General features: G+C 57.9%; 16 protein-coding genes and 1 other RNA gene. 13 read left to right on the top strand and 4 right to left on the bottom strand.

All coding sequences use genetic code 11. From position 1 onward, the window contains the following. The first annotated feature begins 126 nt into the window (after positions 1-126). From ABUK73_RS16035 to ABUK73_RS16010, 6 genes are all read left to right on the top strand, one after another. Positions 127-378, top strand: coding sequence for a YMGG-like glycine zipper-containing protein (locus tag ABUK73_RS16035; RefSeq protein WP_077102927.1), 252 nt, complete (start codon positions 127-129; stop codon positions 376-378). 169 nt (positions 379-547) lie between these two features. Further along, entirely contained in the window at positions 548-2,473 is a 1,926-nt protein-coding gene (locus ABUK73_RS16030; RefSeq protein WP_353578160.1) for an autotransporter assembly complex protein TamA, read from the top strand. A 45-nt stretch (positions 2,474-2,518) separates the two neighbouring features. Then, positions 2,519-6,679 carry a translocation/assembly module TamB domain-containing protein gene (locus ABUK73_RS16025; RefSeq protein WP_353578159.1) on the top strand — a complete coding sequence of 1,387 codons (4,161 nt, stop codon included), beginning with the start codon at positions 2,519-2,521 and terminating at the stop codon, positions 6,677-6,679. 206 nt (positions 6,680-6,885) lie between these two features. After that, positions 6,886-8,664, top strand: coding sequence for a methyl-accepting chemotaxis protein (locus ABUK73_RS16020; RefSeq protein ID WP_353578158.1), 1,779 nt, complete (start codon positions 6,886-6,888; stop codon positions 8,662-8,664). Further along, positions 8,664-9,140 (top strand): chemotaxis protein CheW, encoded by a 477-nt coding sequence (locus ABUK73_RS16015; protein ID WP_113087308.1) that lies wholly within the window; start codon positions 8,664-8,666, stop codon positions 9,138-9,140. Before ABUK73_RS16020 ends, ABUK73_RS16015 begins: the two co-directional genes overlap by 1 nt. Before the next feature lie 330 nt (positions 9,141-9,470). After that, positions 9,471-11,228, top strand: coding sequence for a methyl-accepting chemotaxis protein (locus ABUK73_RS16010; RefSeq protein WP_353578157.1), 1,758 nt, complete (start codon positions 9,471-9,473; stop codon positions 11,226-11,228). A 102-nt stretch (positions 11,229-11,330) separates the two neighbouring features. On the opposite strand, the gene ABUK73_RS16005 is transcribed toward ABUK73_RS16010, so the two are convergent. Further along, positions 11,331-11,906 (bottom strand): c-type cytochrome, encoded by a 576-nt coding sequence (locus tag ABUK73_RS16005; RefSeq protein WP_113087310.1) that lies wholly within the window; start codon positions 11,904-11,906, stop codon positions 11,331-11,333. Positions 11,907-12,055: 149 nt separating this feature from the next. On the opposite strand from ABUK73_RS16005, the gene ABUK73_RS16000 reads away from it, so the two are divergent. Both ABUK73_RS16000 and ABUK73_RS15995 read left to right on the top strand, forming a co-directional pair. Next, the gene (locus ABUK73_RS16000; protein WP_353578156.1) at positions 12,056-12,811 is read left to right on the top strand and encodes a 3-deoxy-manno-octulosonate cytidylyltransferase; all 756 of its coding nucleotides are present in this window, start codon (positions 12,056-12,058) and stop codon (positions 12,809-12,811) included. A 10-nt stretch (positions 12,812-12,821) separates the two neighbouring features. Further along, positions 12,822-13,682: a prephenate dehydratase gene (locus ABUK73_RS15995; protein ID WP_113087312.1), complete on the top strand. Its 861-nt coding sequence runs from the start codon at positions 12,822-12,824 to the stop codon at positions 13,680-13,682. Positions 13,683-13,698: 16 nt separating this feature from the next. Here ABUK73_RS15995 and nudC read toward each other — a convergent pair whose 3' ends face one another. Together nudC and ABUK73_RS15985 are read right to left on the bottom strand one after the other, a co-directional pair. Next, a complete protein-coding gene (gene nudC / locus ABUK73_RS15990) occupies positions 13,699-14,664 on the bottom strand; it encodes an NAD(+) diphosphatase (protein WP_353578307.1) in 966 nt (321 codons plus the stop codon). A 2-nt stretch (positions 14,665-14,666) separates the two neighbouring features. Further along, positions 14,667-15,095 carry an HIT family protein gene (locus tag ABUK73_RS15985; RefSeq protein ID WP_353578306.1) on the bottom strand — a complete coding sequence of 143 codons (429 nt, stop codon included), beginning with the start codon at positions 15,093-15,095 and terminating at the stop codon, positions 14,667-14,669. A gap of 65 nt (positions 15,096-15,160) precedes the next feature. Between ABUK73_RS15985 and ffs the strand changes: the two genes are divergently transcribed. From ffs to ABUK73_RS15970, 3 genes are all read left to right on the top strand, one after another. Beyond that, positions 15,161-15,257: signal recognition particle sRNA small type (gene ffs, locus ABUK73_RS15980), an RNA gene on the top strand. A gap of 80 nt (positions 15,258-15,337) precedes the next feature. Then, a complete protein-coding gene (locus tag ABUK73_RS15975; protein WP_353578155.1) occupies positions 15,338-17,212 on the top strand; it encodes a DNA polymerase III subunit gamma/tau in 1,875 nt (624 codons plus the stop codon). Positions 17,213-17,231: 19 nt separating this feature from the next. After that, on the top strand, positions 17,232-17,555 hold the full coding sequence (locus ABUK73_RS15970) for a YbaB/EbfC family nucleoid-associated protein (protein WP_353578154.1): 324 nt from the start codon (positions 17,232-17,234) through the stop codon (positions 17,553-17,555). Here ABUK73_RS15970 and ABUK73_RS15965 read toward each other — a convergent pair. Continuing rightward, positions 17,552-18,166, bottom strand: coding sequence for an MOSC domain-containing protein (locus ABUK73_RS15965; protein WP_353578153.1), 615 nt, complete (start codon positions 18,164-18,166; stop codon positions 17,552-17,554). The genes ABUK73_RS15970 and ABUK73_RS15965 overlap by 4 nt on opposite strands. 57 nt (positions 18,167-18,223) lie before the next feature. Between ABUK73_RS15965 and recR the strand changes: the two genes are divergently transcribed. Then, the gene (gene recR / locus ABUK73_RS15960; RefSeq protein WP_353578152.1) at positions 18,224-18,829 is read left to right on the top strand and encodes a recombination mediator RecR; all 606 of its coding nucleotides are present in this window, start codon (positions 18,224-18,226) and stop codon (positions 18,827-18,829) included. A gap of 56 nt (positions 18,830-18,885) precedes the next feature. Continuing rightward, positions 18,886-20,117: lytic murein transglycosylase (locus ABUK73_RS15955; protein ID WP_353578151.1), on the top strand; the 1,232-nt coding region annotated here is incomplete at its 3' end.

Genomic DNA, 20,117 nt, shown 5'->3' with positions numbered 1-20,117 from the left:
GAGGCTTCCATAAACACATTCGACTTGTTAGATATCTGTTGCGGTCGGAGGTAGCAGTCGCCGCAGATAACCTATGGGACGCCTACCAAGAGCCATAGAGCTCGTATGTAACGTTGGAGAGAGTTCATGAAAAAGGCTATTATTTTCGCCGTAATCGGTTTGACGCTGGCAGGCTGCACACAGACTGAAAAGGGTGCAGGCACTGGCGCAGTCGTAGGTGGTATTGCAGGCGCAGCCATCACCGGCAACGTACGCGGCGCAGCCGTTGGCGCAGCGCTGGGTGGCGTAACGGGTGCCCTCATCGGCAACGCTTCCGAGCCAGGCTATTGCTACTATCGCGACCAGTACGGTCAGCGTTACACGGCACGTTGCCGCTAACAGCTATACTTTGGTACACGAGAAAGCCCCGGTTCGCCGGGGCTTTTGCGTTTGCGATGTTAAAAAACGCTTTTCCGGGTACCAATCTGCCCTTTTATGATTAAACTGGCATATTAACGGACGGGAAACCGGTGGGGCCGATAATAAATGCTCAACCATAAAGTAGCATATGCCAGCAAGACGGACTGACCCAAAGAAGAGTATTGCGTTCTGGAAGGCCAGCACCGCCATGGCGGTCGCGGCATCCATATCGCTATATCCGGGATTTGCGACACAGGCCTTTGCGCTCAAAATCTTCGGCATCAATATTTTCGGGTCGGACAAGGAAGAGGATCAGGTTCTCGACCCCGTCAAGTTCACGATCACCCTCAACGCCCCTGAAGCCGACAAGAAGCTCAAGCAGAGCCTCGAAAACAGTTCGCTGCTGGCCTCGGAACCGGACAAGCCAGCCTCGGGCGATCTCGGCCTTCTCATCCGGGCGCGTGACGACCGGGAGCGGCTGATTGCAGCGCTCTATGAAAACGCCCGTTATGGCGGCACCGTCAAGATTACCGTTGCCGGGCAGGACATCGATTCCATTCCGCCCAACCCGTCCTTTGATCATTCGAACCCGGTTCCCGTCGTGATCGACGTGATGCCCGGCCCGGTCTTCACGCTTGGAAGCGTCAAGCTGGAAGGCGATGTGGCCGGACGCGACCTCGAAAAATACGGGCTGGTCGCGGGCGGCGATGCCGGTTCTCTCGCAATCATCCGCGCTGGCAACAAGCTGATCGATGATTTGAAGGCTGAAGGACGCCCGCTCGCGGAACTGACCAAGCGCGAAGCGGTTGCCAATCACGCCAACAATACGGTTGATCTGACGCTGTCGGCCAAAGGCGGGCCTGTTGCGCCGCTGGGTGCGGTTGCCGTCAAAGGCCAGCGCACCGTCGATCAGGATTTCATCCGGCGCTATTCCCGCCTGAATGGCGGCGAACCCTATTCGCCTGAGAAGCTGCGCAAGGCCTCAGACCGGCTACGCAAACTCGGCGTCTTCTCCAGCATCACCATCAAGGAGGCGAGCGCGCTTGCGCCGAATGGCAGCATTCCGCTCACCATCGAAGTGTCGGAAGGCAAGCACCGCTATCTTGGCGTCGGAGCGCAATATTCGACCACTGAGGGCATCGGTCTTCAGGGCTATTGGGGCCATCGCAATCTGTTTGGAAAAGCAGAATCCCTGCGTATCGAAGGCGCTGTCTCGCGACTTGGCGAAGCCTCGAATGTTCAGGACATGGATTATTCCGCAGGAATCATCTTCACCAAGCCGGGCGTCTTCAATCCTGCCACCACCTTTACGGCAAGCCTGAAGGCCAAGACCGAGCATCCCGATACGTACGATGCGCGATCTGTGACCGGCTATGGCGGCTTTTCCTATGAGTTCAACGATTACGATACCGCATCCGCTGGGCTTGAGGTCGAGTTTACCGATACGGACGATGCCTTCGGCAACAACCAGTATCTGACCACTTCGATCCCGCTGGAATTCGTGCGTGACATGCGTGACGACAAGCTGAACCCGACAGAAGGTTTCCGCGCCTCGGTCTCCGCAAAGCCGAGCTATGAAGCGCTGAACGGCACGTTCTTCTCGAGTTTCGAAGGCTCGACCACCGGTTATAAAGGGCTCGGCTCCGATGATCAGGTCGTGCTTGCTGGCAAGATCGCAGGTGGCGTGCTGATCGGTGCAAGCGCGCTGGAAGACGTTCCGGCAACGCGGCGTTTCTACGCCGGTGGCGGCGGCTCCGTTCGCGGTTACAGCTATCAGGAAATCTCGCCTTACAACGACGCCAACGAGGCGACCGGTGGCCGCTCCTATGTCGTCACCTCGCTCGAAGCGCGGTTCAAGGTCACGGAAACCATCGGCCTCGTTCCCTTCGTCGATGCAGGCATCGTATCGTCCAAGATCACCCCGGATTTTTCCGATATTCGCGCCGGGGCCGGTATCGGGCTTCGCTATGCGACGCCTTTCGGGCCCTTGCGTCTTGATGTGGCCATGCCGCTCCAGAAATATGAGGGCGGAAGCAGCTTTGGCATTTATGCCGGCATCGGACAGGCGTTCTGATAAAACAGCGTCCAGAACCAAACAGCAAAGTGTAGATTGCCTTTGATGACCGCATTGATTCGATTGTTGACATGGATCATCTACGTTGCCCTTGGTGCCGTGGCGCTGGTGATTGTGGCTGTGCTGTTCATCGGCTTTACGACGACCGGATCGCAATTCGCAGCCCGGCAAATCTCGTCGCTCATCTCCACACCCGACCAGACGATTGAACTCTCTGCCCCCTCCGGGCTTCTGACGGGTGATCTGCGCCTTGCCAATGTGACCCTCTCCGACCGCGAAGGCCCCTATGCGCGCCTGGGCGGTATCGAGGTGGACTGGAAGCCTTCCACGCTCCTGAAAGGGACGTTCCATGCCGAGCGCGTTGCGGCTGCAAGCGTAGATGTCGATAGAGCGCCGCTGCCATCGACCGAACCTGCGCAACCAAGCTCCGGAGGCTTTTCGCTGCCTGTTAATGTCACTATCGACGATCTCATGCTGCCGGATATCCGGCTGGGTGAGAAGCTGGCGGGACGCGCTTTTGAACTTGCTGCAGAAGGCAGCGGCACCGCAACGAACAGCACGATTGCACTGTCGCTTTCAGCCAACCGCAAGGATGAACCGCAGGCACAGGTGAAGGCGGACATCGCTTTTGTGCCGAACGAGAACGTCCTGAAACTCGACGCGTCCCTCAGCGAGCCGCAGGGTGGGTTGCTGGCGACGCTGTTGCGCTTGCCGAATGCTCCTGCCGTTGCCCTGACCGTCAACGGCGAAGGTGCGCTGTCCGACTGGACCGGCAAGCTGAACGGTGCCGTTGCCGGCAATCAGGTTCTGGACCTTACCGGCCGCCGTCAACTGGCGGCTGACGGCACGCGCCGGATCGAACTTCACGGCGGCGGCCAGCCCGATATGCTACTGCCTCCGCTGGTGCGCCAGATTTTCGAAGGTCAGACGAAGCTCGATCTTGCGGCCAGCATTGCGCCCGAAGGCCGCATCACGGTTGAAAGCGGCAATCTGGAAACCGGTAAGCTGCTGCTAACCGCATCGGGTACGCTCGATCAGCAGGGCCAGAACGATCTATCGGCCAATCTGATCGGCACGAATGGTCCCGTCGATATTCGTATACCTTTGGAAGGCGGCGATATCAGCGCGCTGGTCAATGGCGTTGATCTCTCCCTCAGAGGCAATGCCAGTGCCGCACGGCTGAATATGAGTGCCTCGCTGCGGTCTTTGACCGCGCCGCAAGGAAAGCTGGATGACCTCAAGCTTTCCGCCGTCAGCGATGATCTCAATCTTGCAAGCCAGACCGGCACGGTCAAAACCTCCGTCAGCATCGCCCAGTCGGCTTTAACATCGCCGGACCTCGAAAGAGCCATCAGGGCGCCGCTGACGCTGAACGCGCCTTTGCGCATTTCACCGCAAACCATCGCATTCGAAGGCGCGACACTGGAAAGCGCCAGTATCGGCGGCACCGGCAGCGGCACATATGATCTCTCGGCAAAGACGGTTGCCTCCAATCTTCGCCTCTTCGTGCTGCCAGCCGTTCTGCCGCCTGCGCTGGCTGAAAAATTCGATACGACGATTGCCATCGATGCCTATGTGAACAGTACGATTGGCGGGGCCACACGCGTTGAAAATCTCGTGGTCAAATCCGGCACCATCGAAGCCAATGGCGACGTTTCTCTGGATAATGGCAATGTGGTCGCAAAGCTTGGCGGTCGTCTGCCAGCACTGGAAAAACTGACGCCGCAGGCGGCAGGCCAGTTGGGCTTTTCACTGGAAGCCAATGGTCCGCTGACAGCTGCCGATTTTCAGATCAGCCTCAATTCGGCCAAGGCGACGCTGGCGGGCCGCGCGCTCGAAGCGTTGAAACTCTCGGCAACCGGCACGGCCGATCTCAACGCACCGCAGGCGCAGTTGCAGGCGAGCGGCACGCTGGATGGTCAGGTCATCGACGCCTCGGGCCAACTCATTCAGGGCGAGAACGGGACGACCGTGCCAGAACTGAATGTGAAGGTGGGCCGCAATGTCCTGACCGGCAATCTGCAATTCACGCCGCAATTCCTGCCGACTGGAAACCTGTCCTTTGATTTCCCCGATCTCTCTTTGCTTGCAGCGCTCGCCGCACAGCAGGCCAATGGCGATGTTAAGGGTGACGTGGTTCTTTCCAATGCGGATGGGAAAATAGCTGCCACCATCCGCGCCACAGGCGGCACCATTGCGCAGGGAACGACGAGAATTTCCAAGCTCGCCGCCGATCTCAAGATCGATGATCTTCTGGCGCTGGCTGCCAATGGCAAAGTCACGGCTGAAACCATCAATGCCGGCGCTGTCGCCATTTCCGGGCTAGACCTCGACATCAACCATTCCGGTACGGCAACCACTTTCGACCTCAATGCCCGCTACGACAACGCGCCGCTGACCTTCAAGGGCAGCGCCGACACTGGCTCTGGCCCAATGACTGTCAAGCTGGATGCGCTCTCTGCCACGCCGCGTGGCATTCCGGTCAAGCTTGCTCAGCCAACGACCATCGCCGTCAATAATGGTACCGTCCGCATTGCCGGGCTCGTCATCCAGACCGGTAACGGCCGTGTGGAGGTAAATGGCACTGCCGGTTCGACGCTCGATCTCAATGCCAATATCCGTGCCCTGCCCGCCAATCTGGCCAACGCCTTTTCACCGGGCCTCGATGCTGCCGGGACGATTTCCGGCACGGTGGCGGCCAAGGGTGCTGCTTCCGATCCCTCCGTCGATTACGACCTGACATGGTCCGATGCGGCGGTGAGCCAGACCCGCGCCGCCGGTCTTGGGGCTCTTGGCATCAAGGCCAATGGACGTTTTGCCGGTGGTACGCTGCGTCTGGATACCAATGTCACCGGTCAAGGCGGCCTCACCCTTTCCGGCGGCGGCACGTTGGGCATCAGTGGCAATCGTCCGCTGTCGATGGCGTTCAAGGGATCGCTACCCTTTGGGGCCGTGGCGGCGCAGACAGCCGCACAGGGCTTCGATGTTCAGGGCACGGCGGCAATCGATGTCAAAATCGACGGCACGGCCAGCGCGCCCATCATTACCGGCGGCATCACCACCGACGGCACGCGCGTGACGGATGTGCGCCGGAATCTGACCATCAACAATCTGGGTGCGACGATCGGTTTCGAGCGTGACCGGGCGACGATCTCGCGGCTGACAGGTCGGCTGGCTGGTGGCGGAACGATTTCGGGCACCGGTTCCATCGGCATTGCACCAGCGGCAGGTTTTCCCGCCGACCTCACCATCACGCTCAACCGCGCCGCCTATAATGACGGCACGCTGTTTACTACCAATGCCAGCGGCACGCTGACCTTGAAGGGACCGGTTTTGAATTCGCCGGTGCTGGGCGGCACAATTACGCTGGAAAAAAGCGCGATTACCATTCCAGAGCGCCTGCCCGCTTCGCTGTCGCAGATCGATGTGAAGCATAAGAATGCGCCGCCTGCGGTGCGGGCTCAGGACCGCAAGCTCAATGCTGACAAGGGCGGCAGCGGTAGCTCGTCCACCATTGCGCTTGACCTCCAAATCAATGCGCCGAGTGGTATCTTCGTGCGTGGTCGCGGTATCGACGCTGAATTGACTGGCAGCCTGACCGTGCGCGGCACCGCTGCCGACCCGCAGGTTTCCGGCGGCTTCGAAATGAAACGTGGGCGACTGGAAATTCTGACCCGTCGTCTCGATTTCACCACCGGCGATATTACCTTCGGCGGCGGGCTGGTGCCTGTGCTTAACATGGCGGCGGAATCGACGGCAGGCTCCACCACGGTCACGGTGTCAGTCACCGGAAATGCCAACGACCCGGCCTTTGCCTTCACCTCTTCGCCGGCTTTGCCGCAGGACGAGGTGATGGCGCAGCTGATTTTCGGCCAGTCCATGTCCAAGCTTTCCGCCCTGCAGATCGCCCGGCTGGCGGATGCCGCGGGCCAGCTGGCGGGCGGGCGCTCGACATCGCTGTTCGACAGTCTTCGCAGCAATCTCGGCATCGATGATCTGGATATTTCGACGGATTCCGAGGGGCAGGCGCGTGTGTCTGCCGGTAAATATCTGAACGATCGGACCTATCTGGAGCTTGAACAGAGCGGCAGCTCCGGTGCCAAGGCCATCATCAATCTGGATGTCGGCAAGGGCGTGAAGCTGCGCGGCGAAGCGGGTGGCGATGGAGAAGGTGCCGCGGGCATTTTCTACGAAAAAGAGTATTGAAGGTTGTTATTATAAAAGAATAATTCAACTTCTCGCAAACCGCTTTAATCAAATTTAAACGGACTGCCGGTTCAGATATTTTTAAACATGATATTGTAGATGAATTGTTGTTGCCTTGAACAGTCCGACGACTGTTCACGTCCGCGCGCAACAGCAAAGCCGTATGGGCTCCCTAAAGAAGCCCAGCGCCACGGAGTTTCATCCACATGCTCTCTCTTCTTGGAACGCATGCAAAAGCTGTTCTCACCGCATTGGGACGCTCCCAGGCGATGATCGAATTCGATACGAGCGGAAAAATTCTGTCCGCCAATGAAAACTTCTGCCGCGCCATGGGTTACAGCGCCGAGCAGATCGTTGGCAAACATCACAGCATGTTTTGCGAGCCTGCCTATGCACAGAGCGCAGACTACCGCACCTTCTGGAAAAATCTTGGTGAAGGCAAATCCGACGCCCGCCAATATAAGCGCATTGCCAATGGTGGACGCGAAGTCTGGATACAAGCGTCCTATAATCCGATCGTCCTTGGTGGCAAGGTCAAGAGCATCGTCAAGCTTGCGACTGTCATTACCGAAGACAAGGCCAAGTCTGCTGAAGATTCTGGAAAGCTCGCAGCCCTCTCGCGTGCCCAGGCGGTGATCGAATTCACCACTTCGGGCGAGATCATCACTGCCAATGAAAACTTCCTGACCTGTCTGGGATACGGCCTGCATGAAATTCGCGGCCAGCATCACCGCATGTTCTGCGATGACCAATTCCGCAACAGTCCTGATTATGCCGAGTTCTGGCGCAAGCTTGCAGCGGGCGAATTCATTTCGGCTGAATTCAAGCGTATCGGCAAGGGTGGCAAGGAAGTCTGGATTCAGGCCTCCTACAATCCCATCATGGATCAGGATGGCAGGGTCTTCAAAGTCGTGAAATTCGCAACCGACGTAACCGAGCGTGTGCGCGCCGTGGACGAGTTGGCCCACAGCCTGACGGCGCTCGCCAATGGCGACCTCACTGTGACCATTGAGAAACCTTTCATACCGACGCTGGAAAAGGTCCGGCAAGACCTGAACAGCTCGCTGGAAAAACTGCAGGGCGCCATGCGCAATGTCGCGGAAAGCGCTGGCGGTATCGCAACCGGCTCGCGCGAAGTCAGCGACGCCTCCGATAATCTGGCCAAGCGAACCGAACAGCAGGCCGCAGCAGTGGAGGAAACCTCCGCAGCCCTCAATGAAATCACCAGAACCGTCGCCCAGAACACCGTACGGGCAGAACAGTCTGGTGAGCTTGTGGCAAAGACGAAAGCCGGGGCTGAACATTCCGGTGCCGTCGTCGGCAAGGCGATCGAGGCCATGGGCCGTATCTCGCAATCCTCCAACGAGATCGGCAATATCATCAGCGTGATCGATGACATTGCGTTCCAGACCAATCTTCTGGCCCTGAATGCCGGTGTCGAGGCCGCGCGTGCGGGTGAGGCAGGCAAGGGCTTTGCCGTCGTGGCACAGGAGGTGCGGGAACTCGCGCAGCGTTCCGCCCAGGCCGCCAAGGAAATCAAAACGCTGATCAACACTTCCGCACAGCAGGTGAAGGAGGGTGTCGAACTGGTGGGTGAAACCGGCAAGGCGCTCGACACGATCGTTTCGCAGGTAGCGGACATCAACACCAATGTCGTTGCCATTGTCGAGACCGCGCGCGAACAGGCCAGCGGGCTGAAAGAAATCAATCACGCTGTGGAAGCCATGGACACCAACACGCAGCAGAACGCTGCCATGGTGGAAGAAACCACGGCTGCCAGTCACAGCCTTGCGCATGAAGCCGATGTCCTGCGAAATTTGTTAACGCAGTTTAGATTTAAGAAACAATCTTCTGCTACGAATCATCGGATGAAGCCGGAAGAACATGTTCCGGTTGTTCGTACACCAGGCAGGATGCCAAAGTCCGGATACGCAAGCGTCGGTGCGCTCGCACTAGCCCAGAACAAGGATTGGGAAGAATTCTGATGGTTACGATTAATTCTACGAACTTCGGTGGCGACACTCTCGAAATCATCGCGTTTCGTCTTCACGATCAGGAGTTCTGCGTCAAAACGACCACGATCCGCGAAATTCGCGGCTGGGCTCCGTCCACACCTCTCCCACACGCGCCCAAGGATGTCATCGGTGTGATGAACCTTCGCGGCTCGGTTATTCCGATCATCGACCTTGCTTACAAGCTTGGCATGAAGAGCACGGTTGCCAATGAGCGCAGCGCCATCGTCGTGGCTGAAGTCCACAACATGGTCATCGGTATGCTGGTCGACCGCGTATCGGACATTCTGACGATCCCGGCAAGCCAGGTGCAGCCGGTGCCGGAAGTATCCGCATCCTTCGACAAGTCCTTCTCTGAAGGCATCATTGCCAACGAGCATGGCATGATCTGCTTCCTGAACCTCGCCAAGATGTTCAAGGGTGCCGATCTAGAAGACATGGCCGCTTAAGCGCCTGCCATCTAACAGACCTTTTCTATCGACAACGCCGTCTGGAAAACCCAGGCGGCGTTTTTCGTTGTGCGCAGCGACAAGAATTGCAGCTTAAACCGGATGCAACTTTAAGAAAAACTGTCGTCTTCTACAGGGTGAAACCCGATTTATTCTTAATTAGAACTTGAGCAAAATTTTATACTCCGCGTCAACTCCCTATTAATATTAATGATGCCTAATACAATTATAGAATGAAAAATGCGCATGCCTGATCAACACCCCTTCATTAAACGCGCGCGACAATGAGCAACGCACTGCCGCGGCATTTTCAGCTTACCTGGAGACACTATGCTTTGGCTGGGAAAGAATGCGGACAACAAACACCTGCTGGAGGCCCTCTCGGCCTCACAGGCCATGATCGAATTCGATCTGACGGGTAATATTCTCAACGCTAACGCGAATTTCTGCGCGGCGCTGGGTTATTCACTGTCGGAAATCGTGGGAAAGCACCATCGCATCTTCTGCGATAGTGACTACACCAATTCTCCAGCCTATGCGGAGTTTTGGAAAAGCCTCGGCAGCGGCAAGTTCGATGCCCGCGAATACAAGCGTATTCGTAAAGACGGCAGCGCAATCTGGATCGAAGCCTCCTACAATCCAATCTGCCGCGGCGGCAAGCCCTACAAGGTTGTGAAGGTCGCGACCGACATTACCGCAAAGAAGGTGAAAGCCGACGAGGACAACGGCGCGCTTGCAGCCCTCTCCCGTTCGCAGGCCGTCATCGAATTCACGCCAACAGGTGAAATCCTCACCGCCAATGACAATTTCTGCAAGACGCTGAACTATAGCCTGAGCGAAATCGCCGGCAGACATCACCGCCTGTTCTGCGAGCCATCCTATGCCGCCTCCAACGGTTATGCCGAATTCTGGAAACGACTGGCAGCGGGCGAGTTCATTTCCGACGAATTCGTGCGCTTTGGCAAGAACGGCAAGGAAGTCTGGATACAGGCCGCCTATAACCCGATTTTGAACGACAAGGGACAGGTCGTCAAAGTCGTCAAATTCGCCACCGACGTGACACCGCGCATGAGTGCGATTTCGACACTGGGCAATGCGCTGCGTCAACTGGCGGAAGGGGAGCTGCGCCAGCATCTCGACACGCCTTTCGTTCCGAGCATGGAAAAGCTACGCGCCGATTTCAACGAGGTGATCGAAAAGCTGCGGGCCACCATGCAGACCGTGGCACAGAATTCCTCCACCATCGCATCCGGTTCCGCCGAAATCCGCGTTGCAGCCGATCAGCTTGCCCGCAGAACCGAGCAGCAGGCGGCATCGCTGGAAGAAAGTGCGGCAGCGCTTGAACAGATCACCACCACGGTGAAGGACTCCAGCCGCCGCGCCGATGAGGCCGGCAAGCTTGTCGGTTCCACCAAGGAAAGTGCGGAAGTCTCCGGCGAAATCGTTCACCGCGCCATCGGTGCCATGGATCAGATTTCCAAGTCTTCGGGCGAGATCACCAACATCATCGGCGTTATCGACGACATCGCCTTCCAGACAAACCTTCTGGCGCTGAATGCCGGTGTGGAAGCGGCGCGCGCCGGTGAAGCAGGTAAGGGCTTTGCGGTGGTGGCGCAGGAAGTGCGCGAACTTGCACAGCGCTCGGCAAGTGCGGCAAAGGAAATCAAGCAGCTGATCAACACGTCGCGGCAGCATGTGGCGAATGGTGTCGATCTCGTCGGCCAGACGGGCGATGCCTTGAAACAGATCGCCTCACAGGTCGGCCTGATTGACGTCAACGTCTGCGCAATCGTCGAGGCATCGAAAGAACAGGCCACGGGTCTCGCAGAAATCAACGATGCCGTGAACCTGATGGATCAGGCGACCCAGAAGAATGCGGCCATGGTGGAAGAAACCACGGCAGCCAGCCATGGGCTGGCGCGTGAAGCGGAGAGCCTGCGTCAACTGCTGACCCAGTTTAATGTCGGCAACACGCCATCGCAGGCAGCACCAGCCATATCAGAGGCGACCTATGAAGCCCCTCCGGTTCAAAGAATGGCAGCATCTGGACGCCAGGGCGCTGCTGTGGCCAAGTGGTCGGAATTCTAAAGCAACAATCTCCGGGCAATAAAAAAGCGGCACACATGCCGCTGCCTTCAAAGATTGAGACAAAGGATAAAGCCCGGCTTTTGGCCGGGCTTTTCAATCTCATCAGTTGATCTGCTCAGCCGGTGCATTCGGATCTGGCAAGGGTGCCGGATTGGCCGAAAGCGAACGCAGATAAGCGATCAGGTCTGCGCGTTCCGTTTCCTTCTTGATACCGGCAAAGCCCATGGCCGTGCCTGGAACATGCTTCTTAGGCGCCTCGATGAAGTAGCTGAGGTGATCGTAATCCCACTTCACGCTGCCGCCCTTGGAGAAATCTTTCATACCGGCCGAGTAGCTGAAGCCTTCGTGGCTGGCGATAGGGCGGTTGACGACGTCAAAGAGGTTAGGGCCGACTTTATTGGGGCCGCCGCTCTCCCCGGTGTGACAGCTCATACACTTCTTGAAGACGGTTTCGCCCTTGGCTGCATCCGCACTTGCCAGAAGCTTGGCAATCGGCGTGGCCGGAGCTTCCGCTGCACCGCCTGCACTATCCGCACCGGTGGTCTCCGCAACAATGGCGTAACCTTCCTTTTCGGGGGCTGGCGCGTGGAAAATTCCTTCCGACGCGATAGACACCGACATCAGGACGAAAATCGTGCCCAAAAGGGCACCGACCGCCATGTTAACCTGTGAATTCATTGATTTGCGCTCCCTCACAACCGTTCGCATCAAACGGACATCTTGAAATTGCTCGAAAGCTATGGCTTTTGCACAGCCTGCGCAACTTGAATATGCTCCCCGCACCGTGACGTATTGCCACTTTTCAGGCGGGATTTGAAGGGTGTTGGATGAATAATCGGTATTTCGAAAAGGCTGTCGTGCTTATTCCTGCGCGAATGGCCTCAACCCGCCTTCCCGGCAAGCCTCTGGCCGATATTGCAGGCAAGCCGATGATTGTTCAGGTTGCAATGCGCGCCCGCGAAGCCGGGGCCGAACGCATCGTTGTTGCTGTCGATGACGAGCAGGTCTACGACGCCGTCAAGAATGCCGGTTTCGACGTCACCATGACGCGTCAGGACCACCAGTCCGGCTCCGACCGCATCTATGAAGCGCTGCAAAAGGCCGATCCTTACGGCAATGCCGAATTCATCATCAACGTGCAGGGCGATCTGCCGACCATCGAGCCGGAAACGATTCGCGCCTCGCTGCGCCCGATGGAAAATGCCTCTACCGATATCGCCACGCTGACCGTGGAGATAACCGAGGAAGAAGAAAAGACGAACCCGAGCGTCGTGAAAATCATCGGCAGCCCGATTTCGGAGACGAGACTGCGGGCGCTCTATTTCACCCGCGCCACCGCCCCTTATGGCCAAGGTCCGCTTTATCACCACATCGGGCTCTACACCTATCGCCGGGCGGCGCTGGAAAAATTCGTCTCGCTGACACCATCGCCGCTGGAACGTCGCGAAAGCCTTGAGCAATTGCGGGCCGTGGAAGCGGGCATGCGCATCGATGCGGAAATCGTCAACTCGGTGCCGCTCGGTGTCGATACCCAGGCGCAGCTCGACAGAGCCCGCGAAATCCTCGTAAACAAACAGAATTGATGGCAAGACCATGAGCAGCAGCAATCGCATTGCCTTTCAGGGCGACTATGGCGCAAATTCCGACATGGCCTGCCGGGATGTGTTTCCGACGATGGACCCGCTGCCCTGCCCGACATTTGAGGATGCGTTCAACGCGCTGGAAAACGGTGATGCCGATCTGGCCATGATCCCGATTGAAAATACGCTGGCAGGCCGGGTGGCCGATATCCACCATCTACTGCCGGAATCACGCCTGCACATTATCGGCGAATATTTCATGCCGATCCGCTTCCAGCTGATGGTGCTGCCCGGCGTGCAGAAGGATGAGATCAAAACGGTCCACAGCCACATTCATGCGCTGGGCCAGTGCCGCAAGATCATCCGCTCCAATGGCTGGAAGCCGGTTGTCGCGGGCGATACGGCAGGCGCTGCAAAGCAGGTGTCGGAACTCGGCGACCGCAGCATGGCAGCGCTCGCGCCACGTCTTGCCTCTGAACTCTACGGCCTCGATATCCTTGCAGAAAATGTCGAGGATTCCGACAACAACGTCACCCGCTTCGTCGTGCTGTCACGCGATGAAGCCTGGGCAAAGAGGACGTCGCCGGAAGAGGTGATTGTCACCACCTTCGTCTTCAATGTCCGCAACATTCCCGCTGCCCTATACAAGGCCATGGGTGGTTTTGCGACGAACGGCATCAACATGACCAAGCTTGAAAGCTACCAGCTGGGCGGCAAGTTCGTGGCGACGCAGTTCTATGCGGATATCGAAGGGCATCCGGACGACGAATCCGTGCGCCATGCGCTGGAAGAACTGCGCTTTTTCTCGGAGAAGGTCCGCATTCTCGGCGTTTACCAAGGCCACGCAATGCGTCGCAAGCTCAACAATATCTGAGCCTGCGAGCCGATCTTTACTCGGTCTTGCCCCATTCGATCCAGTCGCGCATCAACCGGTGCGCGATGGCGCCTCGCGGTGGCGGCTGGCGACCATTGTTAGCGCTGGCGCCCAGAAGTGCCGTCACCTCTTCGCGGGTAAACCAGCGGCAATCTTCAAGCTCCGCCTCATCGCGGGTGATCTCGGATGACAGTGCCTCGGCATAACAGCCGATCATCAGGGTGTGTGGCATCGGCCATGGCTGCGACGCATGATACCGCACCCGGCCGACATCGATATTGGCTTCCTCATGCGTTTCGCGACGCACGGCGTTCTCGATGGTTTCACCCGGTTCCACGAAACCGGCGAGGCACGAATACATGCCCGGCGCAAAATGCGGGCCGCGCCCTAGCAGGCACAATTCCCTTTCCAGATCGATGGTCAGCATGATGACGACGGGATCAGTGCGGGGAAAAATCGTATGGCCGCAGGCCGCACAGATTCGCTTGTAACCACCGATACGCAATTCCATAGCGCCACCACAGCGCGCGCAAAAGCGGTTGTCGGCGTTCCAGTTGATCAAGGCCACAGCTTGCGCGACTTCGCCCAGCAGCTCCTCGCCGATCAGCTGATCGCGGTACAGCGTGCGGGCATCCACCGGCTTGTAATGGCCAGCAAGATTGTCTTCGGCAATATTCACCGGCACGGCGATGCGCGGCTCACCATTTTCCTTGTGCCCGAGAAGGATGGCTTTCTCGAAATCCGGATCAAGCTCGGCCAGCTCATAGGCGGAAAACAGCGGGTCCAGAACCTGATCGTCATGCTTGAGCACGAGCTTGGGCCCGGCAAAGGCCATCAGATGCGTGCCTTCCAGCTTCAGCGCATCAACCACACAATTGTCCGTGCGCTTTTCAGCCAGACGGTCGAGATTGTTTTGCGCAAAGGCTGTCAGGGTGCTGGGTTCAGGATGGGGAGAGTTGGTATCGAAAATGCTTTTTGAGATCATCAGAGTACGCCGGCCAGTTTTTTCATGAAATCGTGTCTGTCACTGTCCGCATAGGGAACGGGCGTGCCCTGCCCCCAGATCGGCCCGGGCCAGCACTCGTCACCTTCCCTGCGGGCAATGATATGAACGTGGAGCTGGCGCACGATGTTTCCAAGCGCACCGACATTTATTTTCGTCGCACCCGTCAGCTCTTTCAGTGCGGATGCCACCTGATTGGTCTCAAAGGTCAACACTGCCTGATCGAGCGGTGTGAGGTCGAACAGCTCGCTCATGCCGTTTCGCTGCGGCACAAGAACCAGCCACGGCCAGCGACGGTCATTTTGAACGCGCAATTGGCATAGCCCCAGCTTGGTAATCAGCACGCTGTCGCGGGCCAGTCTCTCGTCAAGCCGGAATGTGTCCAAGGCGTCCTCCCAATTTGTTTTTATCTTGATAGCAGTTTTTTGAAGGCTTGGCTTGCATTTGCTTTTATTATTGCCGATATGTGCCTTCGGGAGGTTGGTGGTGGACGAGCCACTCGCCAACCGGGTCAGGTCCGGAAGGAAGCAGCCCTAACGAGCCAGGCACGGGTCGCCGTGCCAGCCTCCCACCTTTTCTTTTTGAAGACGTGCTCAGGTTTCGCCGGGCTCATTCGGCCTGAAAGCGGGCACACCCAATCACTGGCGAGGCGATGAGCGAAACCGGAACCAATATGCCCCAGACCAAAGAGCAGGGTACAGGTTACCGGGTGCTGGCGCGCAAGTACCGCCCGAAAGATTTCTCCGATCTGATGGTTGGCCAGGAGCCGATGGTTCGCACGCTGACCAACGCGTTCGAAACCGGTCGTATTGCGCAGGCCTATATGCTGACCGGCGTTCGCGGTGTGGGCAAAACCACCACCGCCCGCATTCTGGCGCGCGCGCTGAACTACAAGACCGACGAAATCGACAAGCCGACCATCGATCTTCGCATTCCCGGCGAACATTGTCAGGCCATCATGGAAGGTCGCCATGTCGATGTGATCGAGATGGACGCCGCGTCTCACACGGGTATCGATGACATCAGAGAGATCATCGAGCAGGTGCGATACCGCCCGGTGTCTGCGCGCTACAAAGTCTATATCATCGACGAAGTGCACATGCTGTCGACGCAGGCTTTCAACGGTCTTCTGAAGACGCTGGAAGAGCCGCCTGAGCATGTGAAATTCATTTTCGCCACGACCGAAATCCGAAAAGTCCCGATCACCGTTCTTTCGCGCTGCCAGCGCTTCGACCTGCGCCGCATTAGCGCCGCTGATCTCGTTGGACTGTTTACCGCGATTGCTGCCAAGGAAGGCTTCGAAGCCGAGCCGCAAGCGCTGGCGATGATTGCCCGTGCAGCAGAAGGTTCTGCCCGCGACGGACTGTCTCTTCTCGATCAGGCCATTGCCCATGGTGGTGGTCATGTCGAAGCCGATGCCGTTCGCGGCATGCTGGGCCTTGCAGACCGTGCCCGCATCGTGGACCTGTTCCACCATGTCGCCAAGGGCGATGTCGCTGCAGCTTTGGCTGAATTTACCGGACAATATGAAGCCGGCGCCAACCCGGTGGTGGTGCTGAACGACCTTGCTGATTTCACCCATCTTGTGACGCGCATGAAATATGTGCCCGATGCTGCGGAAGACCCGTCTCTTTCGGAAGTCGAGCGCGTGCGTGGTGCGGAGTTTGCCGACAGCATCGCCGTGTCTACCCTGTCTCGTATCTGGCAGATGCTGCTCAAGGGCATTCCCGAAACCGAAAATGCTTCGCGTCCCGCCGGTGCGGCAGAGATGGTGCTGATCCGCCTGTCTCACGCTGCCAATCTGCCCGCGCCCGAAGATGCTGCCCGTCGCCTGCTGGAGCTTTCCAATGGCGAAGGCGGTGCATCGAATGGCGCGCCATCCGGTGGTGGCAATGGCGGTGGTGCGCGTGCCTATTCATCCACGCAGGCCGTGGCATCCGCCCAGCCCGGTTATTCTGCACCTCAGCGCCAGTCAACGCCACAACCAACCGCCATGCTTCGCGCCGTCCCTGACAGCCGCCCGCAGGATATGCAGGTTGCCGCGCCCAAGCAGGAAGAGCGACCGGAGCCTAAGGTCCCGGTCAATTCGCTTGAGGATTTTGTTGATCTCTGCACAAAAAATCGCGATCCGGTCATCAGAACAAAGGTGCGCAGCTTTGTTCATTTGATCAAAATAGAGCCGGGTCGGCTTGAGATCAGGCTTCGTGATGGTAGTCCCGCCACGCTTCCAAATGAAATCGGTGTGCGGCTTAAGGAATGGACGGGCATCCATTGGCTCGTCAGTCTGAGCAAGGAACAGGGCCAGCCGACGCTGGTTGAAGCGGAAGAACATGCGCGCGATGCACGCTTCGTCGATGCGCGGCAGGATCCAGACGTCGCTGCAATTATGGCGCAGTTTCCCGGTGCGAAGATCACCGACGTTCGCATCCGTGCGCCTGCGCAAGAGGATGTGGAAGATCTGCCGCCGCCATCCGTCGCAGAATCGAGCGAAGGCGACATTCTTCCCGGCGACGACATAGAATTTTAAGAAAAACAGGAGTTTCGAGATGCGCGACATCATGGGTATGATGGGCAAGGTCAAGGAAATGCAGGCCAAGATGGAGAAGATGCAGGAAGAGATTGCTGCACTTGAAGTCGAAGGCACTTCCGGCGGTGGCCTCGTGACCGTCAAGATGAGCGGAAAGGGCTCGCTGCTAGGCGTCAAGATCGACCCATCGCTGCTCAAGGAAGACGAAGTCGAAATCCTCGAAGATTTGCTGGTGGCCGCCCATAACGATGCCAAGCAGCGTGCGGAAGCCGTAACCGCGGAAAAGACCCGCGACCTGACGGCCGGCCTGCCGATCCCGCCCGGTATGAAACTGCCTTTTTAAGCGCGCTCCAACTCGTGCCGCAGCTTGTAATGAATCGGGGCAGCGAGAAATCGCTGCCTTGTTGTTTCATCCAGCCTTTTGCCAAAGGTCGCCATCGTCTCAGCGATCGTGACTTTGGCACCTTCGAACCGCTGAAAAGAAATCAAGTCGCCCGCGCCCACGCTTCCTCCAGTGATCACACGGCAATAAATGCCCGGTCGCGCGGCTGCGGTATAGCGCCTAGCAAATGTCGGATCGCTCATGCGGGCTGTGAAGGTGGCGCAGGGTATGCGCGCCGAGGTCGCTTCCAATATGACATCCCCAATGGTAAAGCGGTCGCCGACATCGACGTCCCTATTGTCGAGGCCTTCGATAATGAGGTTCTCACCGAAGGTGCCGGGCGCCAGAGGCTTTCCGAGCGTCTCACCCCACCAGGCCAATGTCTCCAGCCCTTCGAGATAGATCGCCTGATCCACGCCGCCATGGTGCTTGCGATTGCAGATCGCATCTCCGACAATGCCTTCGGCGTCGATCAAAACCCGGCCAGTCACCGGTGTTTTGAAGATACCGGTTTTGTAGCTTTTGCCGGGCAGTTTTTCGGCTTGCCCGATGCAGACAGCGTAAAGTTTCATGGCTTGGAAGTCCTTCAAACGATTCCGTTTTATATTCATATGGGCTAAAAGCAGCGAATGGCAAAACGAGTCACCGGCCCTGAGATTGAAAAACTGATCCAGCTTCTGGCAAAAGTGCCGGGGCTTGGCCCCCGTTCGGCGCGACGGGCCGCTTTGCACCTCATCAAAAAGAAAGAGCAGCTTCTCGGGCCGCTCGGCCACGCCATGGGCGAGGCCTATGACAAGGTCAAGATTTGCTCCTGCTGCGGCAATGTCGATACGATAGACCCCTGCACCGTCTGCTCCGACGAACGTCGTGACCAGGCCGTCATTATCGTCGTGGAGGATGTGTCTGATCTCTGGGCGTTGGAGCGCGCTGGTGCGATGAATACGGCCTATCACGTTCTGGGCGGCACTCTGTCGCCCCTTGATGGCGTCGGGCCGGAAGACCTGAACATCAAGGGCCTGATAGACCGTGTCAGTGCCGGTGGCATTCGTGAACTCATCATCGCCGTCAACGCCACCGTCGAAGGTCAGGCGACGGCGCATTACATCACCGACCGTTTGCAGGATCTCGGCGTCAAGATCACACGGCTTGCGCACGGCGTGCCTGTTGGCGGCGAGCTCGATTATCTTGACGAGGGAACGCTGACCGCCGCCTTGCGTGCCCGGACAGTCATCTGATTATCTTCGCACGTCTTCAGCACAAAGACGCCCATACTTTTACAAAAGGAAACCGAATGCCCTCCAAGACGATCGGCCTCCTCCTCGCGACAACTATCTCTCTGCTGTCGGCCACAGCGACCTTTGCGCAGTCAATCCCAACAGGTGCTGCTGCGGCCAGATACGACGCAGAGTTCAATACGTGGCTAAAAAAGGAAATTTGGCCTGAAGCGCGCAAGGCTGGCATCTCGCAAAAGACGCTCGAAGCAACCCTGACCGGCCTGTCCATCAACTGGAAACTTCCAGACCTGATCGTGCCCGGCCAGAAGCCGCCGAAAGAACAGGCACAGAGCCAGGCTGAGTTTTCATCGCCCGGCGCCTATTTCTCCGAGCAGCGTCTTCAGGGGCTAGCCGCCACAGGCCGTTCGCTTGCCGCGACGCATGCCGCGACACTTAAACGCATTGAAGCCACTTACGGCGTGCCCGGCAACATCGTCGTCGCAATCTGGGGCCGCGAGTCTGGCTTCGGTCGCGCAAAGCTGCCCAATGCGGTCATCGACGTCTTGGCGACCAAGGCCTACACCTCCACCCGCAAGGACATGTTCCGCGTCGAGCTGATCGACGCGTTGAAGATCGTGGAGAGCGGCGACATTGCCGCTTCGAAAATGATGGGCTCGTGGGCAGGTGCCCTCGGCCAACCGCAATTCATGCCGTCCAGCTATCTGAAATATGCCGTCGATTTCGACGGTGACGGTCATCGCGACATATGGAATTCCGTGCCCGACGCTTTGGCATCCATAGCCAACTATCTTTCCAAACGCGGCTGGCAGCGCAATCGCGACTGGGGTTTCGAAGTTTCCATACCAGACAATGTATCCTGCGCACAGGAAGGGCCCGACCTGGCTCGCCCCGTGGCAGACTGGGCGAAGATGGGCATCACCCGCATATCCGGAAAAGCTTTTCCCGCCAATGACATGAGTGCAGACGGTATGATGCTGGTACCAGCAGGGCGGCATGGACCGGAATTCCTGGTAACCCCGAATTTCTACGTCATCAAGGAATACAACAATTCGGACCTCTACGCCCTCTTCATCGGCAATCTGGCGGATCGCATCGCATACAATGCAGGTTCTTTCCAAGCTAGATGGGGTGATGTTGGTTCGATGCTGCGGTCTGATGTTTTGGCGATGCAGCAGGCGCTTGTGAGCAAGGGTTATGACGTCGGGAGGGCGGATGGCTTGGCTGGTTTCAAGACGCGTCGGTCGCTTGGGGATTGGCAGTCTAGGAATGGGTTAGCCCCGACCTGTTT

This window comes from Agrobacterium vacciniicorymbosi, assembly GCF_040427045.1.
GTDB lineage: Bacteria > Pseudomonadota > Alphaproteobacteria > Rhizobiales > Rhizobiaceae > Agrobacterium.
This window is presented reverse-complemented; position numbering and strand designations above follow the sequence as displayed.